19 protein-coding genes are annotated in these 22,324 nt (G+C 39.5%); 11 read left to right on the top strand and 8 right to left on the bottom strand.

Annotated elements, in window-relative coordinates; translation table 11 throughout:
• Window positions 1-64: 64 nt before the first annotated feature.
• Window positions 65-1,585: an acetaldehyde dehydrogenase ExaC gene (exaC, locus tag AC27HL_RS06760; protein ID WP_487080043.1), complete on the bottom strand. Its 1,521-nt coding sequence runs from the start codon at window positions 1,583-1,585 to the stop codon at window positions 65-67.
• A 118-nt stretch (window positions 1,586-1,703) separates the two neighbouring features.
• On the opposite strand from exaC, the gene AC27HL_RS06755 reads away from it, so the two are divergent.
• Window positions 1,704-2,615 carry a helix-turn-helix domain-containing protein gene (locus tag AC27HL_RS06755; protein ID WP_487080041.1) on the top strand — a complete coding sequence of 304 codons (912 nt, stop codon included), beginning with the start codon at window positions 1,704-1,706 and terminating at the stop codon, window positions 2,613-2,615.
• A gap of 45 nt (window positions 2,616-2,660) precedes the next feature.
• On the opposite strand, the gene hrpB is transcribed toward AC27HL_RS06755, so the two are convergent.
• Complete coding sequence (gene hrpB / locus AC27HL_RS06750) at window positions 2,661-5,225, bottom strand: ATP-dependent helicase HrpB (protein ID WP_487080039.1); 2,565 nt, start codon at window positions 5,223-5,225, stop codon at window positions 2,661-2,663.
• A 225-nt stretch (window positions 5,226-5,450) separates the two neighbouring features.
• Between hrpB and AC27HL_RS06745 the strand changes: the two genes are divergently transcribed.
• Entirely contained in the window at window positions 5,451-5,861 is a 411-nt protein-coding gene (locus AC27HL_RS06745) for a hypothetical protein (protein WP_487080037.1), read from the top strand.
• A 61-nt stretch (window positions 5,862-5,922) separates the two neighbouring features.
• Here AC27HL_RS06745 and pepB read toward each other — a convergent pair whose 3' ends face one another.
• Window positions 5,923-7,230, bottom strand: a complete 1,308-nt coding sequence (pepB, locus tag AC27HL_RS06740) for an aminopeptidase PepB (protein ID WP_487080035.1) — start codon at window positions 7,228-7,230, stop codon at window positions 5,923-5,925.
• A gap of 92 nt (window positions 7,231-7,322) precedes the next feature.
• On the opposite strand from pepB, the gene sfsA reads away from it, so the two are divergent.
• The 7 genes from sfsA to panC all read left to right on the top strand — a co-directional run bounded on the left by sfsA (window position 7,323) and on the right by panC (window position 13,479).
• The gene (sfsA, locus tag AC27HL_RS06735) at window positions 7,323-8,048 is read left to right on the top strand and encodes a DNA/RNA nuclease SfsA (protein ID WP_487080034.1); all 726 of its coding nucleotides are present in this window, start codon (window positions 7,323-7,325) and stop codon (window positions 8,046-8,048) included.
• A gap of 296 nt (window positions 8,049-8,344) precedes the next feature.
• Window positions 8,345-8,785: an RNA polymerase-binding protein DksA gene (dksA, locus tag AC27HL_RS06730; protein ID WP_487080032.1), complete on the top strand. Its 441-nt coding sequence runs from the start codon at window positions 8,345-8,347 to the stop codon at window positions 8,783-8,785.
• Between the two features lie 13 nt (window positions 8,786-8,798).
• The gene (gene gluQRS / locus AC27HL_RS06725; protein ID WP_487080030.1) at window positions 8,799-9,701 is read left to right on the top strand and encodes a tRNA glutamyl-Q(34) synthetase GluQRS; all 903 of its coding nucleotides are present in this window, start codon (window positions 8,799-8,801) and stop codon (window positions 9,699-9,701) included.
• An 87-nt stretch (window positions 9,702-9,788) separates the two neighbouring features.
• Complete coding sequence (pcnB, locus tag AC27HL_RS06720; protein WP_487080028.1) at window positions 9,789-11,240, top strand: polynucleotide adenylyltransferase PcnB; 1,452 nt, start codon at window positions 9,789-9,791, stop codon at window positions 11,238-11,240.
• Complete coding sequence (gene folK / locus AC27HL_RS06715; protein ID WP_487080027.1) at window positions 11,240-11,731, top strand: 2-amino-4-hydroxy-6-hydroxymethyldihydropteridine diphosphokinase; 492 nt, start codon at window positions 11,240-11,242, stop codon at window positions 11,729-11,731. The genes pcnB and folK overlap by 1 nt, the downstream gene beginning before the upstream one ends.
• A gap of 58 nt (window positions 11,732-11,789) precedes the next feature.
• Entirely contained in the window at window positions 11,790-12,596 is an 807-nt protein-coding gene (gene panB / locus AC27HL_RS06710) for a 3-methyl-2-oxobutanoate hydroxymethyltransferase (RefSeq protein ID WP_487080026.1), read from the top strand.
• A 37-nt stretch (window positions 12,597-12,633) separates the two neighbouring features.
• Window positions 12,634-13,479: a pantoate--beta-alanine ligase gene (panC, locus tag AC27HL_RS06705; RefSeq protein WP_487080746.1), complete on the top strand. Its 846-nt coding sequence runs from the start codon at window positions 12,634-12,636 to the stop codon at window positions 13,477-13,479.
• 94 nt (window positions 13,480-13,573) lie between these two features.
• Here panC and panP read toward each other — a convergent pair whose 3' ends face one another.
• The 4 genes from panP to AC27HL_RS06685 all read right to left on the bottom strand — a co-directional run bounded on the left by panP (window position 13,574) and on the right by AC27HL_RS06685 (window position 18,126).
• Window positions 13,574-15,226 carry a pyridoxal-dependent aspartate 1-decarboxylase PanP gene (panP, locus tag AC27HL_RS06700; RefSeq protein ID WP_487080025.1) on the bottom strand — a complete coding sequence of 551 codons (1,653 nt, stop codon included), beginning with the start codon at window positions 15,224-15,226 and terminating at the stop codon, window positions 13,574-13,576.
• Between the two features lie 428 nt (window positions 15,227-15,654).
• Window positions 15,655-16,347 (bottom strand): tRNA (guanine(46)-N(7))-methyltransferase TrmB, encoded by a 693-nt coding sequence (gene trmB, locus AC27HL_RS06695; protein WP_487080024.1) that lies wholly within the window; start codon window positions 16,345-16,347, stop codon window positions 15,655-15,657.
• A 58-nt stretch (window positions 16,348-16,405) separates the two neighbouring features.
• Window positions 16,406-17,179 (bottom strand): ABC transporter permease, encoded by a 774-nt coding sequence (locus AC27HL_RS06690; protein WP_487080022.1) that lies wholly within the window; start codon window positions 17,177-17,179, stop codon window positions 16,406-16,408.
• A gap of 5 nt (window positions 17,180-17,184) precedes the next feature.
• The gene (locus tag AC27HL_RS06685) at window positions 17,185-18,126 is read right to left on the bottom strand and encodes an ABC transporter ATP-binding protein (protein ID WP_487080020.1); all 942 of its coding nucleotides are present in this window, start codon (window positions 18,124-18,126) and stop codon (window positions 17,185-17,187) included.
• Between the two features lie 177 nt (window positions 18,127-18,303).
• Between AC27HL_RS06685 and AC27HL_RS06680 the strand changes: the two genes are divergently transcribed.
• A complete protein-coding gene (locus tag AC27HL_RS06680) occupies window positions 18,304-20,607 on the top strand; it encodes a S9 family peptidase (protein ID WP_487080019.1) in 2,304 nt (767 codons plus the stop codon).
• 70 nt (window positions 20,608-20,677) lie between these two features.
• On the opposite strand, the gene efp is transcribed toward AC27HL_RS06680, so the two are convergent.
• Window positions 20,678-21,247, bottom strand: coding sequence for an elongation factor P (efp, locus tag AC27HL_RS06675; RefSeq protein ID WP_487080017.1), 570 nt, complete (start codon window positions 21,245-21,247; stop codon window positions 20,678-20,680).
• A gap of 58 nt (window positions 21,248-21,305) precedes the next feature.
• On the opposite strand from efp, the gene epmB reads away from it, so the two are divergent.
• Window positions 21,306-22,322 (top strand): EF-P beta-lysylation protein EpmB, encoded by a 1,017-nt coding sequence (gene epmB / locus AC27HL_RS06670; RefSeq protein ID WP_487080745.1) that lies wholly within the window; start codon window positions 21,306-21,308, stop codon window positions 22,320-22,322.
• Window positions 22,323-22,324 lie beyond the last annotated feature (2 nt).

Here is a 22,324-nt window from a genome sequence, read left to right as displayed (position 1 = left end):
TAAAGAACGATCACAAATGATCGTTCTTCCACTATTATTCGCACACTAATTAATAATTTTTCTATTAGAAAAATCCAAGTGGATTTACATCATAACTTACTAATAAATTCTTGGTTTGTTGGTAGTGCTCTAATGCCATTTTATGGGTTTCACGACCAACACCTGATTTTTTATAACCGCCAAATGCAGCATGTGCAGGATACATATGATAGCAATTAGTCCAGACTCTACCTGCTTGAATTTTGCGCCCCATACGATAGGCTAAATTCATATCCCTAGTCCAAACGCCGGCACCTAATCCAAACTCAGAGCTATTTGCCAACTCCAACACTTCGGCTTCATCTTTAAATGTCGATAGCGAAATTACCGGGCCAAAAATTTCTTCTTGAAATACCCGCATGTCATTCGTGCCTTTTAGCAAAGTCGGTTGAATGTAAAAGCCATTTTTTTGCTCATTATCAAGTTGCTCAACATCACCGCCTAACAATACTTCAGCACCTTCTTCACGGCCAATGGCGATGTAACTCATGATTTTGTCAAACTGCTCTTTCGAAGCTTGTGCCCCCACCATAGTATCAGTGTCTAATGGATTACCACGTTTAATTGCTTTTGAGCGCTCAATCACTTTTTCAATAAATTGTGGGTAGATATCTTCGTGAACAAAGACCCGCGATGGACATGTACAAACTTCACCTTGATTAAAGTAAGCTAACACCATGCCTTCAATACACTTACTTAAATACTCGTCTTCCTGATCCATTACATCTTTAAAAAATATGTTCGGTGATTTGCCACCAAGTTCAACTGTTGATGGAATAATATTTTCTGCTGCACATTTTAAAATATGTGAACCAACCGGTGTTGACCCCGTAAAGGCGATTTTCGCAATACGAGTACTAGTCGCTAGCGCTTGTCCGGCCTCATTACCAAAACCATTAACGATATTTAATGCTCCTGCGGGTAATAAATCTCCTATTAACTCAGCTAATACTAAAATAGATGCTGGTGTTTGCTCTGCTGGCTTTAATACTACGCAGTTACCCGCAGCCAATGCTGGCGCGAGTTTCCACGCCGCCATCAAAATAGGGAAATTCCATGGAATAATTTGCCCAACTACGCCTAAAGGCTCGTGAAAATGATACGAAACGGTATTTTCATCCAAATCCCCTATCGAGCCTTCTTGTGCCCGTAAGCAACCAGCAAAATAGCGAAAATGGTCAACCGCCAGTGGGATATCAGCAGCTAAGGTTTCACGTACTGCTTTACCATTATCCCAAGTTTCAGCAATAGCTAAATACTCAATATTTTGTTCAATTTTGTCAGCGATTTTCAATAAAATGTTTGAGCGTTCGGTTACAGACGTTGCCCCCCATTGCTCTTTCACTTTATGTGCAGCATCTAGAGCAAGCTCAATATCTTTTTCTGTAGAACGTGGAATTTGGCAAAAAACTTCGCCATTAACCGGGCTAATGTTATCAAAATATTGCCCTTCACATGGTTCAAGCCATTGGCCACCAATAAAATTTTGATAGCGGGCTTTAAAGTGTATTAACGCGCCATCGGTGCCTGGTGCTGCATAGATCATAAGACTTTCCTATAGTTGTATTTTTAGTCAATTGTTATTACCTTAGTAGATTAAAAAATTTCAACTATGCAATAAGTTCAAAAAAGTTGACTGCCAGTACATATAAAAGGGCGTGATAATGATTAAGGAAGTATTAGTTAAGCAGCGCAAGAACCCAAAAGTTTTGGTTGAAAACAAAATTAGCTTTGCAGGGCCCGAAACACAATTGAGCATTTACGACACCTTTGAGCAGGCAAATCGCGTACGATTAAAGTCAGATCAATTACTGTTTTGTGGCATGGTTTCAGGTAAAAAAGTCATGCATGACGACACTGCAAGCTATGAAAGCGAGTTTCTTCCACATGAATCTTTTGTTATGGCGCCGAATCACGGAGTGGAAATTGATTTTCCCGATGCGAAAATTGATCAACCTACCACTTGTTTAGCGATTGAAATATCTTTAGAGCGGATCAAAAACATTGTTGACCGAATAGAGCAATCAACACCATTAGAGCCAACGTATGGACATTGGCAATATCACCAGCATTTAGTCCACACCCACCATAATGCGCAAACTCAGGCCTTACTCAATAGAATAGTGCAAATTTATACAGAAAATCATCAAGATAGAACCTATATGATTGATTTAGCAATATCGGAATTAACGGTGAGGTTATTACGTCATCAAACACGCGATTTTATCATTTCCCATAGTGAGCAAGCACCTGATTGCAACGGTTTAAATGCTGCGCTTTACTTTATTAATCAAAACTTAGCCGCTAGTATTGATATCGAACAGTTATGCAAAATTTCTTGTATGAGCCGCACTAAGTTTTTCCAGCAATTTAGAGCTCATTTAGGTTGTACACCGGCGGCATATCAACAACAAGCACGACTAAACAAAGCAGCTAATATGATCAAGCAGGGGTATCAGATAACCCAAGTTTGCTTTGAGCTTGGCTTTACCAATGCCAGCCATTTTAGTCGCTGCTTTAAACAATATTTTAGCCTCAGCCCTAGTGCTTTTAAAAGCCGCCATTTAAGTAGTTAATCAGACCCAATCTAAAACACTTCCCCTACGCTAAATAACTAGTCGTTAGCCTTTTAAATGACGTTTGGTTTTACGAGTTGCCTCGGCATTGGCAGGATCGTTTGGCCAGAAGTGTTTGGGGTACTGGGCTTTCATATCTTTTTGTACGGCTTGATAACTGCCTTGCCAAAATGCAACCAAGTCTTGAGTAACTTGAATCGGACGTTTAGCTGGCGACAATATTTCAATAATTAAGGGTATTTGGCTGTTATTACTTAAATCGCCAACAGTAGGCGTTACCGTGACACCATACAATTCTTGCATAGGTAAAGACACCACGGGGGCCCGCTCTAAGCTGTATCGAATAGCGCATTTTCGCCCTGTTGGGCCAACAAAAAATACCGGGGCAAGTTGTTTAAATGTTTGCTGTTGCTGATAGCTAAGTTGGTTAAACAATAATTCAGAAAAGTTTAATTTATCGAGCTGCGCTTTACTGGTAATAGCAGTTAAATATGGCCCTAGCCATTGCTCCAAGTGAGATAATAAATACCCCTCATCAACATTAGGTAAGCCTAAATGAGCTTGAGTATTATTAAGCCAACGCCAGCGCAATAATAGCTGTTCAGTTTTTTCGTCAAACTTTAGCCAATGTAAACCTTTCTTTCTAATTTGCTGACACCAACAGGCAACTAATAATTCAGCGGGGATTTTTTGGCTTATGTTTTCATTTTTAATCACCAATGCCCCCAGCACTTGCTGGTTTGCTGAAACAATCCGATTAAGCTGTTGATCAAACTGCAAATGTGTTTTGCTTTCAGTACTGACTATGCCCCAACTCAAAGCTTGTGCTAAGTTAAATTGTGCCGCTAAAGCAACAGTTAAGCCTTGCTGCTTTTGAAACAATTGTGCAGCAATAATATAACTTTGTGCAGCTAGTGGATCAGCCTCATTCACTACAACCCCTTTACCATAAGCCGTTAAATAATGGCCTTGATTGTTTCTTTGTTTTGCTATCCGCTCAGGATAGGCATGTACTAATATTAAGCCGCAATGCTGTACTGGTAGTTCCGTGCTTACAAGACAAAACTCTTGCTCAGATAGAGTATGCTTTTCTTGTTGCTGCGCTATTTTGAATAAACGCTGCGCTTGTTGAATGATACGCTGATGATTGCTTTTTTTAGGCTGTCGACAAAGTTGTATTACTCGATGCGCAATATCACAGTCATCGACACGTTGCTCGGCAGTGAAAATATCACGCTCTTCTAGTAATACCGCTAATAAACAAGCTAAAGATAACAAGTGGCTAATAGCTTGTTGTTGCTCTAAGTAGTGTGCCTTTAGCAACATTTTTGCAAATCTAGGATGACAAGGAAAACTAGCGACCAGTTTACCGTCTGCAGTTAATTGTTTCTGATTAGATAGTAGCCCTAATGAAATTAACTCTTGCCACGCTAGCTGCTCCCGTTTTCTATCAGGCATTTCAATCATAGGCAACTGCTCACATTCATTAGCGCCCCAACGCGCCAATTCCATTAATGTTGGCAATAAATCAGCTTGCTGTATTTCGCTAACACTTTGCTCACTTCTGCGCTGGAAATCATCACGGCTATACAGGCGAATGCATTGTCCGGCTTGTAATCGCCCTGCGCGCCCGGCACGTTGAGTTGCCGAAGCTTTAGCAATAGCTCGTTGGGTTAGTTTATTTGTTAGGGTTTGATTATCATAAATAGCAACATTTTCTAGGCCTGAGTCAATAACCAAATTCACCCCCTCAATGGTTAAACTCGTTTCGGCAATATTAGTTGCAAGTACTAGTTTATGAAGTCCATTAGGTGCTGGTGCAATGGCCTGTTGCTGTTGGGCAAGCGATAAGTCACCATATAAAGGGCATAGCAACATAGATTCGGGCATAACATTTAATAAATTGTCGGCCAAATATCGAATATCGGCAGTTCCCGGCAGAAAGACTAAAATAGAGCCATGGTGCTGATTAATCAGTGATTTTAATACCTTTAATGCGTGCTCTCGCCATAAACGCGCATTTGTAGCTGCTTGATAACTGATGTCAACAGGATAACTACGTCCGGCACTTTCCAAACAAACGGCATCAGGTAATTGACTTTTAATTTCCTCTGTCGCTAAAGTTGCCGACATTAATAAAATCTTTAAATCATCCCGTAATCCTAATTGTACATCTCGGGTTAATGCAAAGGCTAAATCCGCATTGAGTGAACGCTCATGAAATTCATCAAATACAATAAGTCCGCAACCTAGAAGCTCAGCATCTTGCTGGATAATTTGCGTTAATATGCCTTCGGTTATCACCTCTAAACGTGTGTTTTTAGAGGCTTTGCTGTCATTTCGTAAACGGTAACCTACGGTCTCGCCAACGTGCTCGCCCAGTTGCTTTGCTAGATAGCAAGCTATGTTCTTAGCAGCAATTCGCCTCGGCTGTAACAAATAAATTTTCTTATTTAATAAGCAATCGAGATCTAAAAGCCACAACGGTAATCGGGTCGATTTACCTGCTCCTGGCGGCGCTGTTAATAGTAATGTATGGTGATTATTTAACGCTGAAATTACATCATTTTTAATATTATCTATGGGTAACGTTTTAGCCGAGGGCGTCATAATTTTCTTTAGATTGTTAATAATATTTTCTAATTAGCAATATCTTACCATATCACGACTTAGCGCAGCTAAAGTCAAACCAACAGAGTTAATACGGAAAAATGATTTTTGCTAAGTATTGATTTTTATCTAAACTTTAATTTGAAATTTTTGAAAAATATGCTTACTTGGCAAGTGCATTAATACCTGTTATTTATTGTCCCCCGTTTGAAATGGAGTTGTATAATGGAAATTACACTAAAAGGTGAATACTCGATAGCATCTGGATCGAATATTTTGCAGGTAGATGCATTTGGTCCGTTTGATAACAGTGTTACCGAACAATATGTTGATGACATGTATCAAGCTTGCGAGCAGTTTGCCAACCAGCCTTGGGGGTTGTTAATTTCTTTTCATGGCAATAGTGTTTTTTCACCGGAAGCAGAGGAAGCGTTAATTAAAGTTAATAAGTACCGGGTAAAACACGGCTTAATTGCCAGTGCCAGTGTTATTCTTGATAGCAGTACCGCCGATATACAACAGTTACAACTCCGTCGCATTTATCAGGCTTGTAATATTACCTTTTACGTTTTTAGTGAAGTAGGTAGTGCAAAAGCTTGGCTTGAACAATTTCTCCAGCAAACTGAAACCGGTTAATTTCATATTAATAAAAAAAGCTGAGAATAACTCAGCTTTTTTTTATATAGTGAAGCAATAACTATTTCGCTGAAATTAATTCAGCAATAGTCGCAATTCCTAAACCTGTTGCTCCGGCCGCCCACATACTTGAATCTCCGGCGTTATACGCTGCCGCTAAATCAAAATGTAACCAACCCGCACCATCGTTCGGCACAAAGCGAGACAAGAAACCTGCAGCGTTACTGGCACCACCTGCGCCACCACCTTTTTGTGTTCGGCTATTAGCAGTATCCGCAAATACTGATGGACACTTATCTTTATGCCACGACTCTAATGGAAACTGCCAAACAGGCTCGGCGCTATTTTTTGCCGCCATTTGTGCTTTTTCAACTGCGCTGTTATCCAATGCAAAAAGCGCCGAGTAATCACCGCCGGTTGCCATTACAGCAGCGCCAGTTAATGTGGCCGCATCAATAATAAGTGATGCGCCTGTTTCACCTGCCGCCATTAAACCATCAGCTAGAACTATACGTCCCTCAGCATCGGTATTGGCGACTTCACAGCTAACACCATTCTTGTAAGTGATAATATCACCTAATTTATAAGCATCATTGCTGATCATATTCTCTGCACAGCAAAGGAACAATTTAACCCGTTGAGTTAAACCTTGTTTAATGGCTAGCGCCAACGCCCCTGCAACTACGGTCGCACCGCCCATATCACACTTCATATCGAACATTCCAGCACTGGTTTTTATACTGTAACCACCACTGTCAAAGGTAATGCCTTTACCCACTAAACAAGCCGCAACAGGTGCATTGGCATCATTGCTTGGGTTAAAGTCTAATTCTAATAAACATGGCGGGTTAACACTGCCTTTACCAACGTTATATATGCCCATCCATTGTTCGGCCTTTAAATCTTCACCTTGAATAAGACGCGTTGTGACGGCATCAGGAGCTAACTGTGTAATATAATCTGTTGCTAACTCAGCCAACTTTAAAGGGTAAAGCTCAGCAGGTGTTTGGTTAGTTAAGTCTCGACTCCAAGCATAAACCGACAATTTATGATTTAGCTTTTCAATCACAGTATGGCTACCGCAAAAGCTAATACTTTCTAACTTACCGACACAGCTAAAGCCTAATGCGAACGCCCATTGACTTGCTTCGTCCCAATTGTCACCAGTTAACGTAGCATGCGCTACACCAAGTTTTTCTATTTTTCGAGCCGCCGCTTGAATTGCTCTTAACGAATGTGCGGAATCTTTAGGTATATATATGGCAATATTATCATCAACGATTTGAACACTTTTCCCCTGCTGCCAACCTTGCGTTAGATTGTTTTCGGTTAAGGTTATTGAAACTGAGGCTAAATCAGAACTTGTCATGTGGTTACCTTACATAATTATTTGTTGCCAACAGTTTACACCAACAAAGCAAGTATTTAACCTGTAAGCATAATTTATCTACCATAAAAGCTATGAACTTTACTTTACAGCACAGCACGCTGATTAAGCGCTACAAACGTTTTTTAGCAGACGTCACATTAACCGACGACACTTTAGCCAATAAAAATGAAATAACCATGCATTGTGCAAACACCGGCGCTATGACAGGCTGTGCCACTCCTGGCGATAGTGTTTGGTATAGCACTTCAGACAATAAAAAGCGCAAGTACCCAAATAGCTGGGAGTTAACCTACACAAAAAATAAGCATTGGATTTGCGTCAATACCATAAGAGCAAATCAACTAGCAGAAGAAGCACTAAGCCAAGGGTTAATCAAAGAGTTTACCGGGCACTCAGAGCTAAAGCGTGAAGTAAAATACGGCGAAGAAAACAGTAAAATCGATTTTAAGCTTTTTGATCAACAAGGCATAGAAACTTATATAGAAATAAAAAGCGTAACCTTATTAGAATCAGGGCAAGGCTATTTTCCTGATGCGGTTACAGAGCGCGGACAAAAACACTTACGAGAATTGATGTCAATGGTGGCTTCTGGACACAGAGCCGTTTTATTATTCGCTGTATTACATTCAGGTATTCATAGCGTTAAACCTGCTGAACATATAGATAAAAAGTACAGCCAACTGCTAAAAGAAGCAAAGCAACGCGGCGTTGAGATACTCGCATATAAAGCCGAATTTACTCGCAACGACAACAATTTTATTATTTCTTTGGCACAACAAGTTCCTGTTGAGCTTTAGCAATTCGATATAACTTTCGTATAATTAGCAGTAATAATGATTGACGCGAGACCTAAAAACTTGCTAAAAAAGCTTGCTTATATTTTTATTATCTTGGCGAAAAAGTTAAGTAATTGGAAAATTTTTAACTTTATCATCGTTTTTTATAAAGTAAGCCTTGAATTTTATAATGACTAACACAATATCAAGTGAGATATTTTAGGTCTATTTAGATTGGCAGTTGCAACCAAGCGATGAAGTTACAAGAAGTAACTATTATTCATCAGTTTAGGTCTAGTAGCATTAGGAGAATTAACATGCCAAAAAACAAAGCATTAGGTATTTTAGCATTAGCTGGCGTTGAACCATACGTTGAAAAGCCTAACGAAGAATACATGAACGATGAGCAACTAGAACACTTTAAAAAAATTCTAGAAGCTTGGCGTGATCAACTTCGCGAAGAAGTTGACCGTACCGTATCTCATATGCAAGATGAGGCGGCAAACTTTCCAGATCCCGTAGACCGCGCGGCTCAAGAAGAAGAGTTTAGCCTTGAACTACGTACTCGTGATCGTGAACGTAAGCTCATTAAAAAAATTGAAAAAACGCTACAACTGATTGAAGAAGACGAATTCGGCTTTTGTAAATCATGTGGTATAGAAATTGGCATTCGCCGCTTAGAAGCGCGTCCTACAGCCGATCTTTGTATCGAATGTAAAACATTACAAGAAATCAAAGAACGTCAATTAGCGGGCTAAACTTCTATTTATAATGGTAGTTAGCCAGACATTGCGACCACCCAATAGCACTGATTATCGTGGTCGCTTTGCTCCCTCCCCTTCAGGTTTATTACATTTCGGCTCTTTAATTGCAGCACTTGCCAGTTACTTGGATGCAAAGCATAACCAAGGTAAATGGCTGGTTAGAATTGAAGACATAGATCCACCTCGTGAAAAAAAAGGTGCCAGTGCTGAAATATTAACGACATTAGAAAATTACGGCTTGTTGTGGGATGAAGAAGTTTTATATCAAAGTAAACAAACCCAACTTTATCAAGCTGTATTGGCTGATCTTGCAAAGCAAAACTTAAGCTATCACTGTGCTTGTACACGCGCACAAATAAAAGCAGATGGTGGCGTTTACCAAGGTCATTGTCGTCCCCTACAACTTGAAGCTAGCCATTGCGCTACCCGTGTTATTAACTCCAGTGGCATAAGTGAATATGTCGACTTAATTCAAGGCTTAGTTCATTGCGATAAAGCACTCGCGAAGGAAGACTTTATAGTAAAGCGCAAAGATAAATTGTTTGCTTACCAACTTGCTGTGGTTGTTGACGATATATACCAAGGCATTAGCCACGTGATACGCGGTTGTGATTTATTAGAGCCCACCGCAAGACAGTTAAGTTTCTATCACATTCTTAAACATAAGCCGCCACAGTTTGGCCATTTTCCATTAGCGGTAACTGATTTAGGCTTTAAACTAAGCAAACAGAACAATGCCCCTGCGATTGATACCAAGAACCCAATTCCTTCGGTTATTGCGGCGTTATCATTTCTTGGGCAAAAACCACCTAGTGAATTAAAAGATGCCAGTATCGACGAACTTTTATCTTGGGCGATACAACATTGGTCATTAAAGCAAGTACCAAAAGTAGCAGAAATAATTTTATAACCACTTGTTTGCCAATAAACGTCGATTTTTCACACTGTTTTCATTCTCTTTTTCCTTGCGCTGTTATATCATTGCGCGAGAAATTTCATGATAAATTTAAGGTTCAACATTATCAAAAGCGTGATCAACTTGTGTAAAAAAGTGCTCGGCAAAAAACGAAAACGCCATACTAATCTACCGTCATTTGAACAGCCAAATATTCTTTCTCGTGATCAGCACCCTGTATCTAGAAAACACATTAGTCACAATGCCCTTAAGGTTTTGTATCGCTTAAATAAAGGTGGCTATGATGCCTACCTTGTTGGTGGTGGCGTGCGCGACATTCTGCTTGGCTTAGCGCCAAAAGATTTTGACATCGCCACTAATGCCACTCCTGAGCAAATCAAAGCCTTATTTCGAAATTGCCGTTTAATTGGCCGCCGCTTTCGTTTAGCACACATTGTCTTTGGTCGTGAAATTATCGAAGTGGCAACCTTTAGAGGCCATCACGAAAAAAGTGAAGAGAAAAACTGCCAAAAAACCTCCAAGCAAAGTGAACATGGCATGTTATTGCGCGACAATATTTATGGCAGCATAGAAGAAGATGCTGAACGCCGCGACTTTACTATTAATGCCCTTTATTACTCAGCCAAAGACTTCAAAGTATACGACTTTGCTAATGGTGTTGCCGATATTCAAGCCAGAGAAATTCGCTTAATCGGCGACCCTGAAACACGCTATCGTGAAGATCCTGTGAGAATGCTGCGTGCGATTCGTTTTGCAACTAAGCTGGATATGACCATACATAAAGATACCAAAGCACCTATTACCTCGCTTGCCCCTTTAATGGCTAATATTCCGCCAGCCCGTATGTTTGAAGAGTTTTTAAAATTATTTATGTCGGGTAAGGCGCTCGCTAATTTTCAACAATTGCGTGACTATCAACTGTTCCAATACTTCTTTCCAGCGGTTGAACAACAGCTCAATCAACAAACTCAAGCATACCTTGCTGACTTTATTTGTTTAGCAATGAAAAACACGGATCAACGTGTAAACAATGACCAACGTGTAACGCCAGCCTTTTTATTTGCAGCCATGCTATGGTATCCAATGCAGGAGCATATACAGCGCTTAAATAGTGAAACACAGTTAACCCCACAAGATGCCTTTTTTGCCGCCTTAAGTGAGGTGATGTCAGAGCAACAACGCAGTATTGCGATACCTAAACGCTTTCAAGCCGTAATGAAAGATATTTGGATTTTACAAGACAAATTGTCACGCCGTGAAGGTAAACGTGCATTTAAAACTCTCGAACACCCTAAATTTAGAGCCGCATACGATTTCTTGTTATTACGTGCCGAAATAGAAAGTGGCAATAACGTATCAAACGAGCCAAGTACAGCGTTACAAGAATTAGCAAAATGGTGGAGCGATTTTCAACATAGCAATGGCGACACACAGCAAGTGATGGTGAAAAGCATTGGTCAAGCCAGAACTGGTGCTAGACGTACACGTAAACGTAGAAAACCAAGAACACAAACGACAGGAAGTAAAGAATAATGTCGTTAGCCTATATTGGCTTAGGTAGTAATTTATCTGATCCACAAGCACAAATCATAGCTGCATTAGCCAAATTAAAGCAATTGGCCAATTGTTCAGTAACGGCGATATCTTCCTTGTACTTTAGTCGACCAATGGGGCCACAAGATCAACCTGACTATATGAATGCCGTCGTTGCCATTGAAACCCAGCTAAGTCCTATTCAATTGCTTGACCAGCTACAAAACATAGAAAACACCGCTGGCCGAATCCGCAAGGATAATCGTTGGGGAGCGCGGATATTAGATTTAGATATTTTACTTTTCGATGATCTTATCATAAACATCCAGCGCCTAATTGTGCCACATTATGGCTTGAAACTGCGCGAATTTGTTTTGCTTCCCTTGGCAGAAATTGCTGCTGATCTAATTTTGCCTGACGGCAGCAAGGTTTCACAACTGGCTAACCAGATTGAAAAAAATGGACTAAAAATTCATAGTAAATTAAGTTAGTATAACCACTCTAAAAATATAAATGATTCGTGAATCATCATGAACAACGGAACAAACTATGTCTAATACTAAGGCTAAAATTACCACAGCCATTTTACAAAAAATGAAGCAGCAAGGTGAAAAAATTACCACCATTACGGCATATGATGCCAGTTTTGCGAAAATTTTCGATCAAGCCGGTATTCACGCTATTTTAATTGGCGACTCACTAGGCATGGTACTGCAAGGACAAGACGATACAATCCCTGTTGATATTGAACATATGGCTTACCATACCCAATGTGTTAAGCGCGGCGTAGAAAGCACGTTAATTATAGCCGATATGCCGTTTATGAGTTACGCAACAACTGAACAAGCTTATATTAACGCTGCAAAGCTTATGCAAGCAGGTGCTAGCATTGTTAAAATTGAAGGTGGCCAGTGGTTAGAATCAACCATAAAAGGCTTAGTTGAACGCGGTATTCCAGTTTGCGCACATTTAGGTTTAACGCCGCAGTCGGTTAATGTTTTTGGTGGTTTTAAAGTACAAGGCCGTGACAGCGACAAAGCACAAGAAATGATTGAAAACGCCAAAGCTCTAGAAGCTGCGGGAGCGCAATTATTAGTATTAGAATGCATTCCAGCTGGTTTAGGTAAAGCAATTACAGAAGCAGTTTCTATTCCAACTATCGGTATTGGCGCAGGTAAAGATACCGACGGCCAAATATTAGTTATGCATGACGCTCTCGGCATTTCTTGTAGTTATATGCCTAAATTTTCTCGCAACTTTTTAATTGATACCGGCGATATTCAAAAAGCTATCGAGTTATATATCGAAGAAGTCAGTAACGGTAACTTTCCTGGCCCAGAGCATATTTTTAAGTAATTGTGTTCACACAAAGAAATAGAATCATCTTATGACCATGCAAACAATAAAAGACATTTCAGCATTACGAGCAACAATTAGTGATTGGCGCCAGCAAGGCCTTAAAATAGCCTTTGTACCAACTATGGGAAACCTTCATCAAGGTCATATTTCTTTGGTTGATAAAGCCATATCTGTCGCTGATAAAGTTGTAGCCAGTATTTTTGTCAACCCAATGCAATTTGGCGCTAACGAAGATATCGATAATTACCCGCGAACCATGGCTGCCGACCAAGAAAAACTGCAAGCTGCTGGTTGTGATTTATTATTTACGCCAACGGCCGACATTATTTACCCAAAAGGCTTAGATAAGCAAAGTTACGTTGAAGTGCCTAATGTTTCAGATGGTTACTGTGGTGAAAGTCGTCCTGGCCACTTTCGCGGTGTTTCAACGGTCGTTTGCAAGCTATTCAATTTAGTACAACCTGACATCGCTTGTTTTGGTTTAAAAGATTATCAACAGGTGCAAGTTATCCAAACCATGGTTGAAGACTTGTCGATGCCAATTGAAATCATTCCTGTAGCAACTGTGCGTGAAGAAAGCGGCTTAGCCTTGAGCTCTCGTAATAATTACTTAACAGACGAAGAGAAAAAAATTGCGCCAGCACTTAGCCAGAATATTCAGTGGTTGGCCCAAGAAATAAAAACTAACAGTGATTTTATCGGCCTTGCTAAAAAGGCGGCGAGCTTTATTGATAACGCGGGAATGAAAACAGACTACATTCATATTTGCCATGCCCGTACATTACAACCAGCTAGCGAAGACGATAAAGAGTTAGTTATTCTTGCCGCTGCACATTGCGGTAAGGCGAGATTAATCGATAACTTACAGGTTTTCCTATAAATTAATCCAAAAAATATAGCCTAGTCTGATAAAACAAAAAACGAATAACTCAGTTATTCGTTTTTTGTTACTGCAAAGCTAAGGTGTAGCTAAGTTAGGCTTCATTAATTGACTCAGTATTAACCCATGATAATAAGGTTGGCAAAAACGTCTCACTTTCCTGTGCCAATTGTGTTTGCTCTGCAAGTACATCTTGTAAGATTGTTTTTGAGGTGAGTGGGTTGGCCAAAACAACACGAAAAACTAAAGTTTTCCGGCCCTGATACTTTTGTACTTCAATACGAGTACGTGACACAAACGACTTACCATTTTCCCGCTGACGCTTTTGTATAAACTTAGTCAGTTTATCTAATAAAATATTGATGTCTTCTTGTTGATTTTCATCTGCAGCAGCCAATAATTTTTGCACGCCGGCAGGATTATAACGGTACGTTAATAAACACAGCTCTGGCTGCGTTACCAATTCAAAGTCATCATGTTGCTCGATCAGCTCAGCAAAATAATGTGCCTTCTCAATACTGGTGTTAATTAACATTTCATAGCCAGGACGACTAATCACGTGCAGTGCCGCATAAACCAACATTGCCATGCCAGGGCGTGAGCCCTCTAAAGTATGACTACCTAAATCTTTTGAACCTTTACGTAAAATATATTCAGCATGATGTTCAATTGCCGCTACTGAGGCTGGGTTTTTAAATACCACTAAACCCGCCCCCATTGGTACATACATTTGCTTATGGGCATCAATCGTAACTGAGTCGGCTAATTCAATGCCTTTTAGCATTGGACGATACTTCTTCGATAGTAAAGTTGCGCCGCCCCAAGCGGCATCCACATGAAAATGCGCATCGTATTGTTGTGCTATCTCTGCCATTTTCTCAAGTGGGTCGATATTGCCAGTTTCCGTGGTACCTGCAACACCGACAATACTTAATACCCGAATATTAGCTTCTGCTAGCTGCTGACACTTTGCTTTAAGCTTTTGGCAATCAATTTTATTATTTTCATCGGTAGGGATAGCAATAACGCTCTCTTGACCAATACCTAAAACATCAGCAGATTTTTTCAGGGAATAATGACCTCGAGCAGACACTAAAATTGCAAGGCCGTCATATTGATAATGCTTTAGTGCGCTATACAAACCTTCTCGCGCAACCCCACGAAAACTCCCTTGTGGCTTAAGTAAGTTGTTGCGTGCAACCCAAAGTGCTGTAAGGTTGGCAATAGTACCGCCTGAGCAAAATGCACCTAAGGAATGATTAGCACTGTGCATCCACTCTTGGTAAAAGTTTTCGTCGTCTTGATACACCAAACGATGCATCATACCTAGCACTTGTCGCTCCATTGGCGTAAATGCTTTTGACGTTTCAATTTTGACTAAGTTCTGGTTTAACCCAACCATCAATTTTGATAAAGGTAAAATAAAATAAGGCAATGCTGAGGTCATGTGCCCAATAAAGTTTGGACTCGAGGTATGAACTGACTGCGATACTAACTTATCAAGCAAGTGGTGCATATGATCAGAAACAAATGCGGGATCTTCAGGAATACTTGAACTGGCAAAATCTTTTTCAATTTCGGTTAATGCTTGCTCGGTAGCGGCAATGTGCTCACCAAGAAAGCCCGCCAAATTTTGCGATATCTCATTCTCTATTCGCCCTAATGTTGAATCAGGAGCTACAGGAATGGTAAAGATGCGATGTAAAGACTCTTCAGTCGCTTTTGCCGCGCGTTTACTTACCGTCATACTTATTCACTATTTACTACTCACCATAAGCAAGTTGTTCTATATAAGTGCGGCACTGTAATAAAATTTTAACTAAAAGTCTCGCTTTTTCCATCCATTTTAATGTTTAAAGCAATTATATTGAAAATAAATAGCTAATATTAAGCAAGTAATGTTGCTACATAAACTAATGCTAACTCGACAATTGCTAAGCTACTTAAGGCCATCATTAATACTGTTTTTTTAATATTGTTAGTCATGTCATTCATCCTAAATTTCAAGTTGATATACCGAAGTATTATCAACATTCAGGCCAAAAATTTAATTGCTTGATATATAAAAGAAAAACAACAAAAAAGAAAAATATTAAGAATTTAATAGTAGGACAATTGGCTAAATAAATGTAAATTTAACCAATTGTTTAAATATTTCACAATACTTGCTAAGCACTAGCGTTTAACAATCGTTAACTGCCAACAAGTTTGTCCGCTGGCCCGATATTTAGCTTCAAAAGGCGTTAGTGGCTGTTTATCACTCACTTGAGAAATGCTACCAACGAAACCAGCAATACCGGCCGCAACTTGAAATTCTTGAAGATACAACTGCCAATTGCTTCGTAAGATGATTTCATCACCCACCGCAATAATTTGTGGGAATACCGCACTACCATGCCAACGTCTTTGTATGTGCTTAGCTTTAGGCCAAGGGTTAGGATACAAAATAAAATGTTGAGTAACAGGCCAATTTGCCGCAACAACAAGTCGATAAAAATCATTTAAATCGGCTCTAACTAAATGATAGTTTTCCACAATGCCTTGACCATTATCTAGGCTAACCTCATCTACGTTTCGGTTAATACGATGGGCTGATTTATCAACACCAATAACTAAGGCATTTGGGTTGCTTTTTGCTAAAAGTCGGGTGCTTTGGCCTACACCACAACAAGAATCAAGAATAATATCTCCATCAAATGCTTGTACAATGGCATTAATTTCATCAAAAGCTTGTTGCGTATGAGCTTGTATTGGTTTTTGAGATGGGTGCTCAATATGTTTAGCAACAATCTCTGTCAGTTTTTCATGTAGTCCTGGCTGGTTAGTTACAATAACTTTTGAGTCGCCGGTGAATTCTGTTGAGCTCATTACCTACTTACCTTCATAACTATAAAATATACTCATTAACTTAATTTTCTTGAGAATGTTAGCTTCTTAAGCCAATACCTTTGGTAATTAACACCATAGCAATGGTGTATAAACTAACAATAAACACACCAAGCACAGAAAATGACATCACTAAACTAACATCAGAAATACCTAAAAACCCATACCTAAAGGCATTCACCATATAAACAATAGGATTAACTTGCGATACGCCTTGCCAAAATTCAGGCAACAAACTAATGGAATAAAATACACCACCTAAATAAGTTAATGGCGTTAATATAAACGTAGGAATAATAGAAATATCATCAAAGCTGCCAGCAAAAATAGCATTAATAAGGCCACCTAGGGCAAATGTTGCAGAAGTCAGCGACACAGTTGCAATAATCACCCAAATATTGTGAATTTGGATATCAACAAAAAACATTGCCACTAAAGTTACTATACTGCCAACTAAGATACCTCGTGCCATACCACCGCCGACATAACCGGCTACAATGACCCAATTTGGTACGGGTGCTACCAACATTTCTTCAACATTACGTTGCCATTTGGCGCTGAAAAATGATGAGGCAACATTAGAATATGAATTAGTAATAACGCTCATCATGATCAAGCCTGGCACAATAAACGACATATAGTCAAAGCCGCCCATTTCACCAATTCGAGAGCCAATTAACGAACCAAAAATAACAAAATACAAACTAATAGTTATCGCAGGTGGCACTAGGGTTTGCACCCAAATTCGCATAAAACGATGAATTTCTTTATGAAGGATGCTTTTCAGTGCAATAATATTTCTTGAGGTGGCCATTTTTTTTACTCCTGCACTGTGTTTTCAGATGATTCTTGACCGCTACCAACTAAGCTAACAAAAAGTTCTTCTAATCGATTACTTTTGTTTCTCATGCTTAATACGTCAATGCCTTGTTCACTCAATTGTGTGAACACTTGGTTAATGGTTTGACATTTTTTAACGTCAACTTCTAAGGTGTGGTCATCAATCACACGACAACAAAACTCTGTGAGTTGTGCAGGTTTACTATTGGGTTTTAGATCAAACACGAAAGTTTCAATATCTAACTTAGCCAACAGTGATTTCATATCGGTATTTTCCACAATAATGCCTGAGTCTATAATGGCAATATTACGACAAAGCATTTCAGCTTCTTCTAAATAATGTGTGGTTAAAATAATGGTAATGCCTTGCTGATTTAGCTCTCGTAGAAAGTCCCACATAGATCGCCTTAGCTCAATATCAACACCGGCAGTAGGCTCATCAAGAATTAACATTTTCGGTTCATGCATTAGCGCACGTGCAATCATTAAACGACGCTTCATACCGCCAGATAGCATGCGTGCGGCACTATCTTTTTTGTCCCATAAATCTAATTGCTTTAAATATTTTTCAGCTCGCTTTACCGCCACTGAACGTTCAACACCATAATAACCCGCTTGGTTGACCAGTATCTTCATTAACGGTTCAAACTGGTTAAAATTAAATTCTTGTGGCACTAAGCCAATAAAACTTTTGGCAGTTTCTAATTCATTATCTATATCATGGCCAAAAACACTCACTTGTCCTGACGTTTTATTCACCAATGACGTGATAACACCTATAGTTGTTGATTTTCCTGCACCGTTGGGGCCTAACAAAGCAAAAAAGTCACCTTGCTTTACAGTTAGGTCGATACCTTTAAGCGCCTGAAAACCACCTTTATATGTTTTTTTCAAAGCCGATATTGTTAATGCCGGTTGCATATCAGATCCTAAAATATTTTCGTTTCTTTAAGGTGGGGGCAAGTTTAGTGATTTCAATCAAAAATATTAACCTTATTCAAGCCAATAATGATGAATTACTGAAATTTCACTTGCAATGGGATTGCCTTAACTTTGTATACAATTTACATTAAACATAATAATTACTAAGGGATCATCATGCTAACATCTAACTTAACTCGCTGGTGCACTGCCATAGCTATTCCACTTGTACTTATGGCTTGCCAAAGTACTGAGAGTGAGCTGGCATCAACAAACGAAGCCCCATCAAAACCGTTAACGGTTGAACGAATTTATAAAGACCACGAATTTAAATCACAATGGCTGGGGAGAATTCGCTGGTTAGCCGATGGCAGTGGCTATACAGCTGTTGAAAAGTCAGCAACAAAGAAGAAAAGTGATGATGGTAAAGAACAAAGCATTGGCCGAGATATCGTTTTTTATAATCCTAACACCCTTGCAAAAACGGTGCTCATTTCGGCAGAGCAATTAATACCCAAAGGTGAAACTAAGCCCTTGTCAATTGACAACTATCTTTGGTCAAACGATCGTTCACAGGTACTAATTTATACCAATAGTAAAAAAGTATGGCGCTCAAATAGCCGTGGTGATTACTGGATGCTGAACCTTAATACTGAGCAATTAAAACAATTGGGCGGAAAATCGGTAAAAGCGAGCAGTTTAATGTTTGCCAAGTTTTCTCCAGACGGCAGCAAAGTCGCTTATGTGTTTGACAACAACATTTATGTTGAAACTTTAGCCAGTAATGAAATTGAACAACTCACCTCAGATGCTGGAAACGGTATTATTAATGGTTTATTCGACTGGGTTTATGAAGAAGAGTTTTCCATTCGCGATGGCTTTCGTTGGAGCCCAGACGGCAAGGATATTGCCTACTGGCAATTAGACACCAATGGTAGCAAAGACTTCATCATGATCAATAATACTGATGAACTTTATCCTACGTTAACTAAGTTCCCCTACCCAAAAGTCGGAGAACAAAATGCGTTAGCTAAAATAGGCATTGTGAATTTACAAAGCAAAAACACAACTTGGGCTAAACTGCCAAATAACTCACGTGAAATGTATATTCCACGCATGAATTGGTCAGGTAATTCAAAGCAAGTTTTAGTACAACACGTAAACCGTAAACAAGATACCAACAAGCTTTATTTAACGGATGCTAAAACTGGCACTGTTTCATTGATTCAAACTGAGCAAGAAAAAAACTTTCTTGATTTTTATGATGATGCCCGTTGGTTAGAAAACGGTACTGATTTCATTTGGAAAAGTGAACGTTCTGGTTGGCGCCATATTTATAAAATTTCACGTGACGGCAAAACGGTTATTAATTTAACTCAAGGCGAATTCGATATTATTGACATTCAAGCCATTGACGAAAAAAATGGCTGGGTTTATTTTATCGCTTCACCAGATAACGTTGCTCAACGCTATTTGTATCGCAGTAAACTTGACGGCAGCTTATCAAATCAGCGCATAACTCCAGATGCATTTTCTGGCTCAAACCGTTATCAAATGTCACCTGATGGCCAATGGGCCATTCATTCTCACTCAAGCTTTTCAACACCAACCCAAACAAGTTTAGTCAAAATTACAGGCCATAAAACTAAACATAAGTTGGTAGAAAATAAAAAACTCAATCAGCAACTATCAACATTGGTTCAACCTGAACATGAGTTTTTTCAAGTAACCGCGCAAGATGGCGTTGTTTTAGATGGCTATATCATGCGACCAGCTAACTTTGACGCTAATAAAAAATATCCCATTATTTTTTATGTTTATGGTGAACCTGCGGGGCAAACGGCACAAGACAGATGGCGTGGCAATAGTTATTTATGGGACCAAATGTTAACCGAGCAAGGCTTTATTGTCGCATCAATTGATAATCGCGGTACGCCAGCACCCAAAGGCCGAGAATGGCGAAAATCAATATATGGCGCTGTAGGCATACTGTCATCGCGAGATCAAGCTGATGCGTTAAAGGCCATGGCGAAACGTTGGTCATATATTGATTTAGACCGTGTTGGTATTTGGGGGCACTCTGGCGGCGGCTCGATGACATTAAATATGTTATTTCGCTACCCTGAACTTTACAAAGTGGGGATTTCATTAGCGCCAGTTGCCGATCAACGTTTATATGACAGCATTTATCAAGAACGCTATTCAGGCCTTTTAACTGAATATGCTGAAGGCTATAAACAAGGTTCTCCTATTACTCATGCGAAAAATCTACAAGGGAAGTTATTACTTGTGCATGGAACAGGTGATGATAATGTCCATTATCAAGGCACCGAACGCTTGATTAATGAGTTAATTAAACATAATCGTCAATTCGACTTTATGTCGTACCCAAATCGAAGCCACGGTATTCGAGAAGGAGAAGGAACAACCTTACATCTAAAAACCATGATGACCGATTACTTTAATGAACATTTAAAATAACCAACTGCCCAAAATACAAAAAAGCCTGCAAATGCAGGCTTTTTTAATAACTTACTAGTTAGTGCAGTTATTACTTACCCGCACGTGATACGTATTCACCAGAGCGTGTATCAACTTTAACAATTTCACCAATTTGCACAAATAAAGGTACACGGATAACAGCGCCTGTAGCCAATGTTGCTGGCTTGCCACCAGTACCAGCCGTGTCACCTTTTAAGCCAGGGTCGGTTTCGGTAATTTCTAATTCAACAAAATTAGGTGGCGCAACAGATATAGGATTACCATTCCAGAAAGTAATAGTACAAATATCGCCTTCAGCTAACCATTTCGCATTGTCACCAACAGCTTTTTCATCAGCAGCAATTTGCTCAAAAGTTTCATTATTCATAAAGTGCCAAAACTCACCATCAGCGTATAAATAGCCTAACTCCGAGTCCATTACATCCGCACCTTCAACGCTTTCACCTGACTTGTATGTTTTTTCTAAAACTTTACCAGAAATTAATTTGCGAATTTTAATACGGTTAAACGCTTGCCCTTTACCCGGCTTTACGATTTCATTGTCGATAATGTTACAAGGTTCACCATCAATCATTAATTTAAGTCCAGCTTTGAACTGGTTAGTGCTAAAATTAGCCATAATTATTATGCTCGCTCGTTCACGTAGTACACGTAAAGGTTAAAAATTGAATATAGAAATGCCGCAAATAATAACCCAAATCAGCGATAAATTGCACACTTCTTGGCAAAAAGAATTAGCAAATGTTATTACAGATCCAAAAATCTTACTGCAAATGCTCAATATATCACCAGAACAATACCAACATCACTTTAACGCACGCAAGTTATTTCCGGTGAGAGTGCCAAAGCCACTGCTAGCGAGGATGAAAAAAGGCGATTTCAACGATCCCATCTTAAAGCAAGTTATGCCACTTAGTGATGAATTTACCACAACAGATGGTTACTTTAACGACCCACTTGAAGAACATGACACAGTAGCCCCCGGTTTATTACACAAGTATAAACATAGAGTACTAATGGTGGTTAAAAGTGGTTGTGCCATTAATTGTCGTTATTGTTTTCGTCGACACTTTCCATACGCAGATAATAGTCCTAATAAAGTTCGCTGGCAGCAGGCGCTAGAGTATATAAACGTACATAAGGAAATTAATGAGGTTATTTTTAGCGGTGGCGATCCTCTTATGGCCAGCGACGAGCACTTGCAATGGTTAGTTGCAGAAGTAGAAAAAATCCCACATGTAAAACGTCTGCGCATTCATAGTCGCTTACCCATAGTTATTCCACAGCGAATTACCCCCGCCTTGGTGGACCTACTTACCAATACGCGTTTAAAAGTAACCATTGTTTTTCATGTTAATCACGCTAATGAAATTGACACTAATGTTAGCCGAGCAATCGAACCACTGATGGCCGCTCGCATTCCTTTATTCAACCAAAGTGTTTTATTAAAAGGTATTAATGACGATGCGCAAGTACTGGCAAATTTAAGTGAAGCCCTATTTGATATTGGCATTCAACCATACTACTTGCATTTATTTGATAAAGTACAAGGGGTTGCCCATTTTGATATTAACGAAAATGCCGCTAAAAAAATTATTTTGCAGCTCATGGCCATTCTTCCTGGCTACCTTATGCCTAAGCTAGTCAGAGAAATTGCCGGAGAAGCTAACAAAACCCCGATCAATTTGGCATAATA

Source organism: Colwellia aquaemaris (genome assembly GCF_057548755.1).
This window is presented reverse-complemented; position numbering and strand designations above follow the sequence as displayed.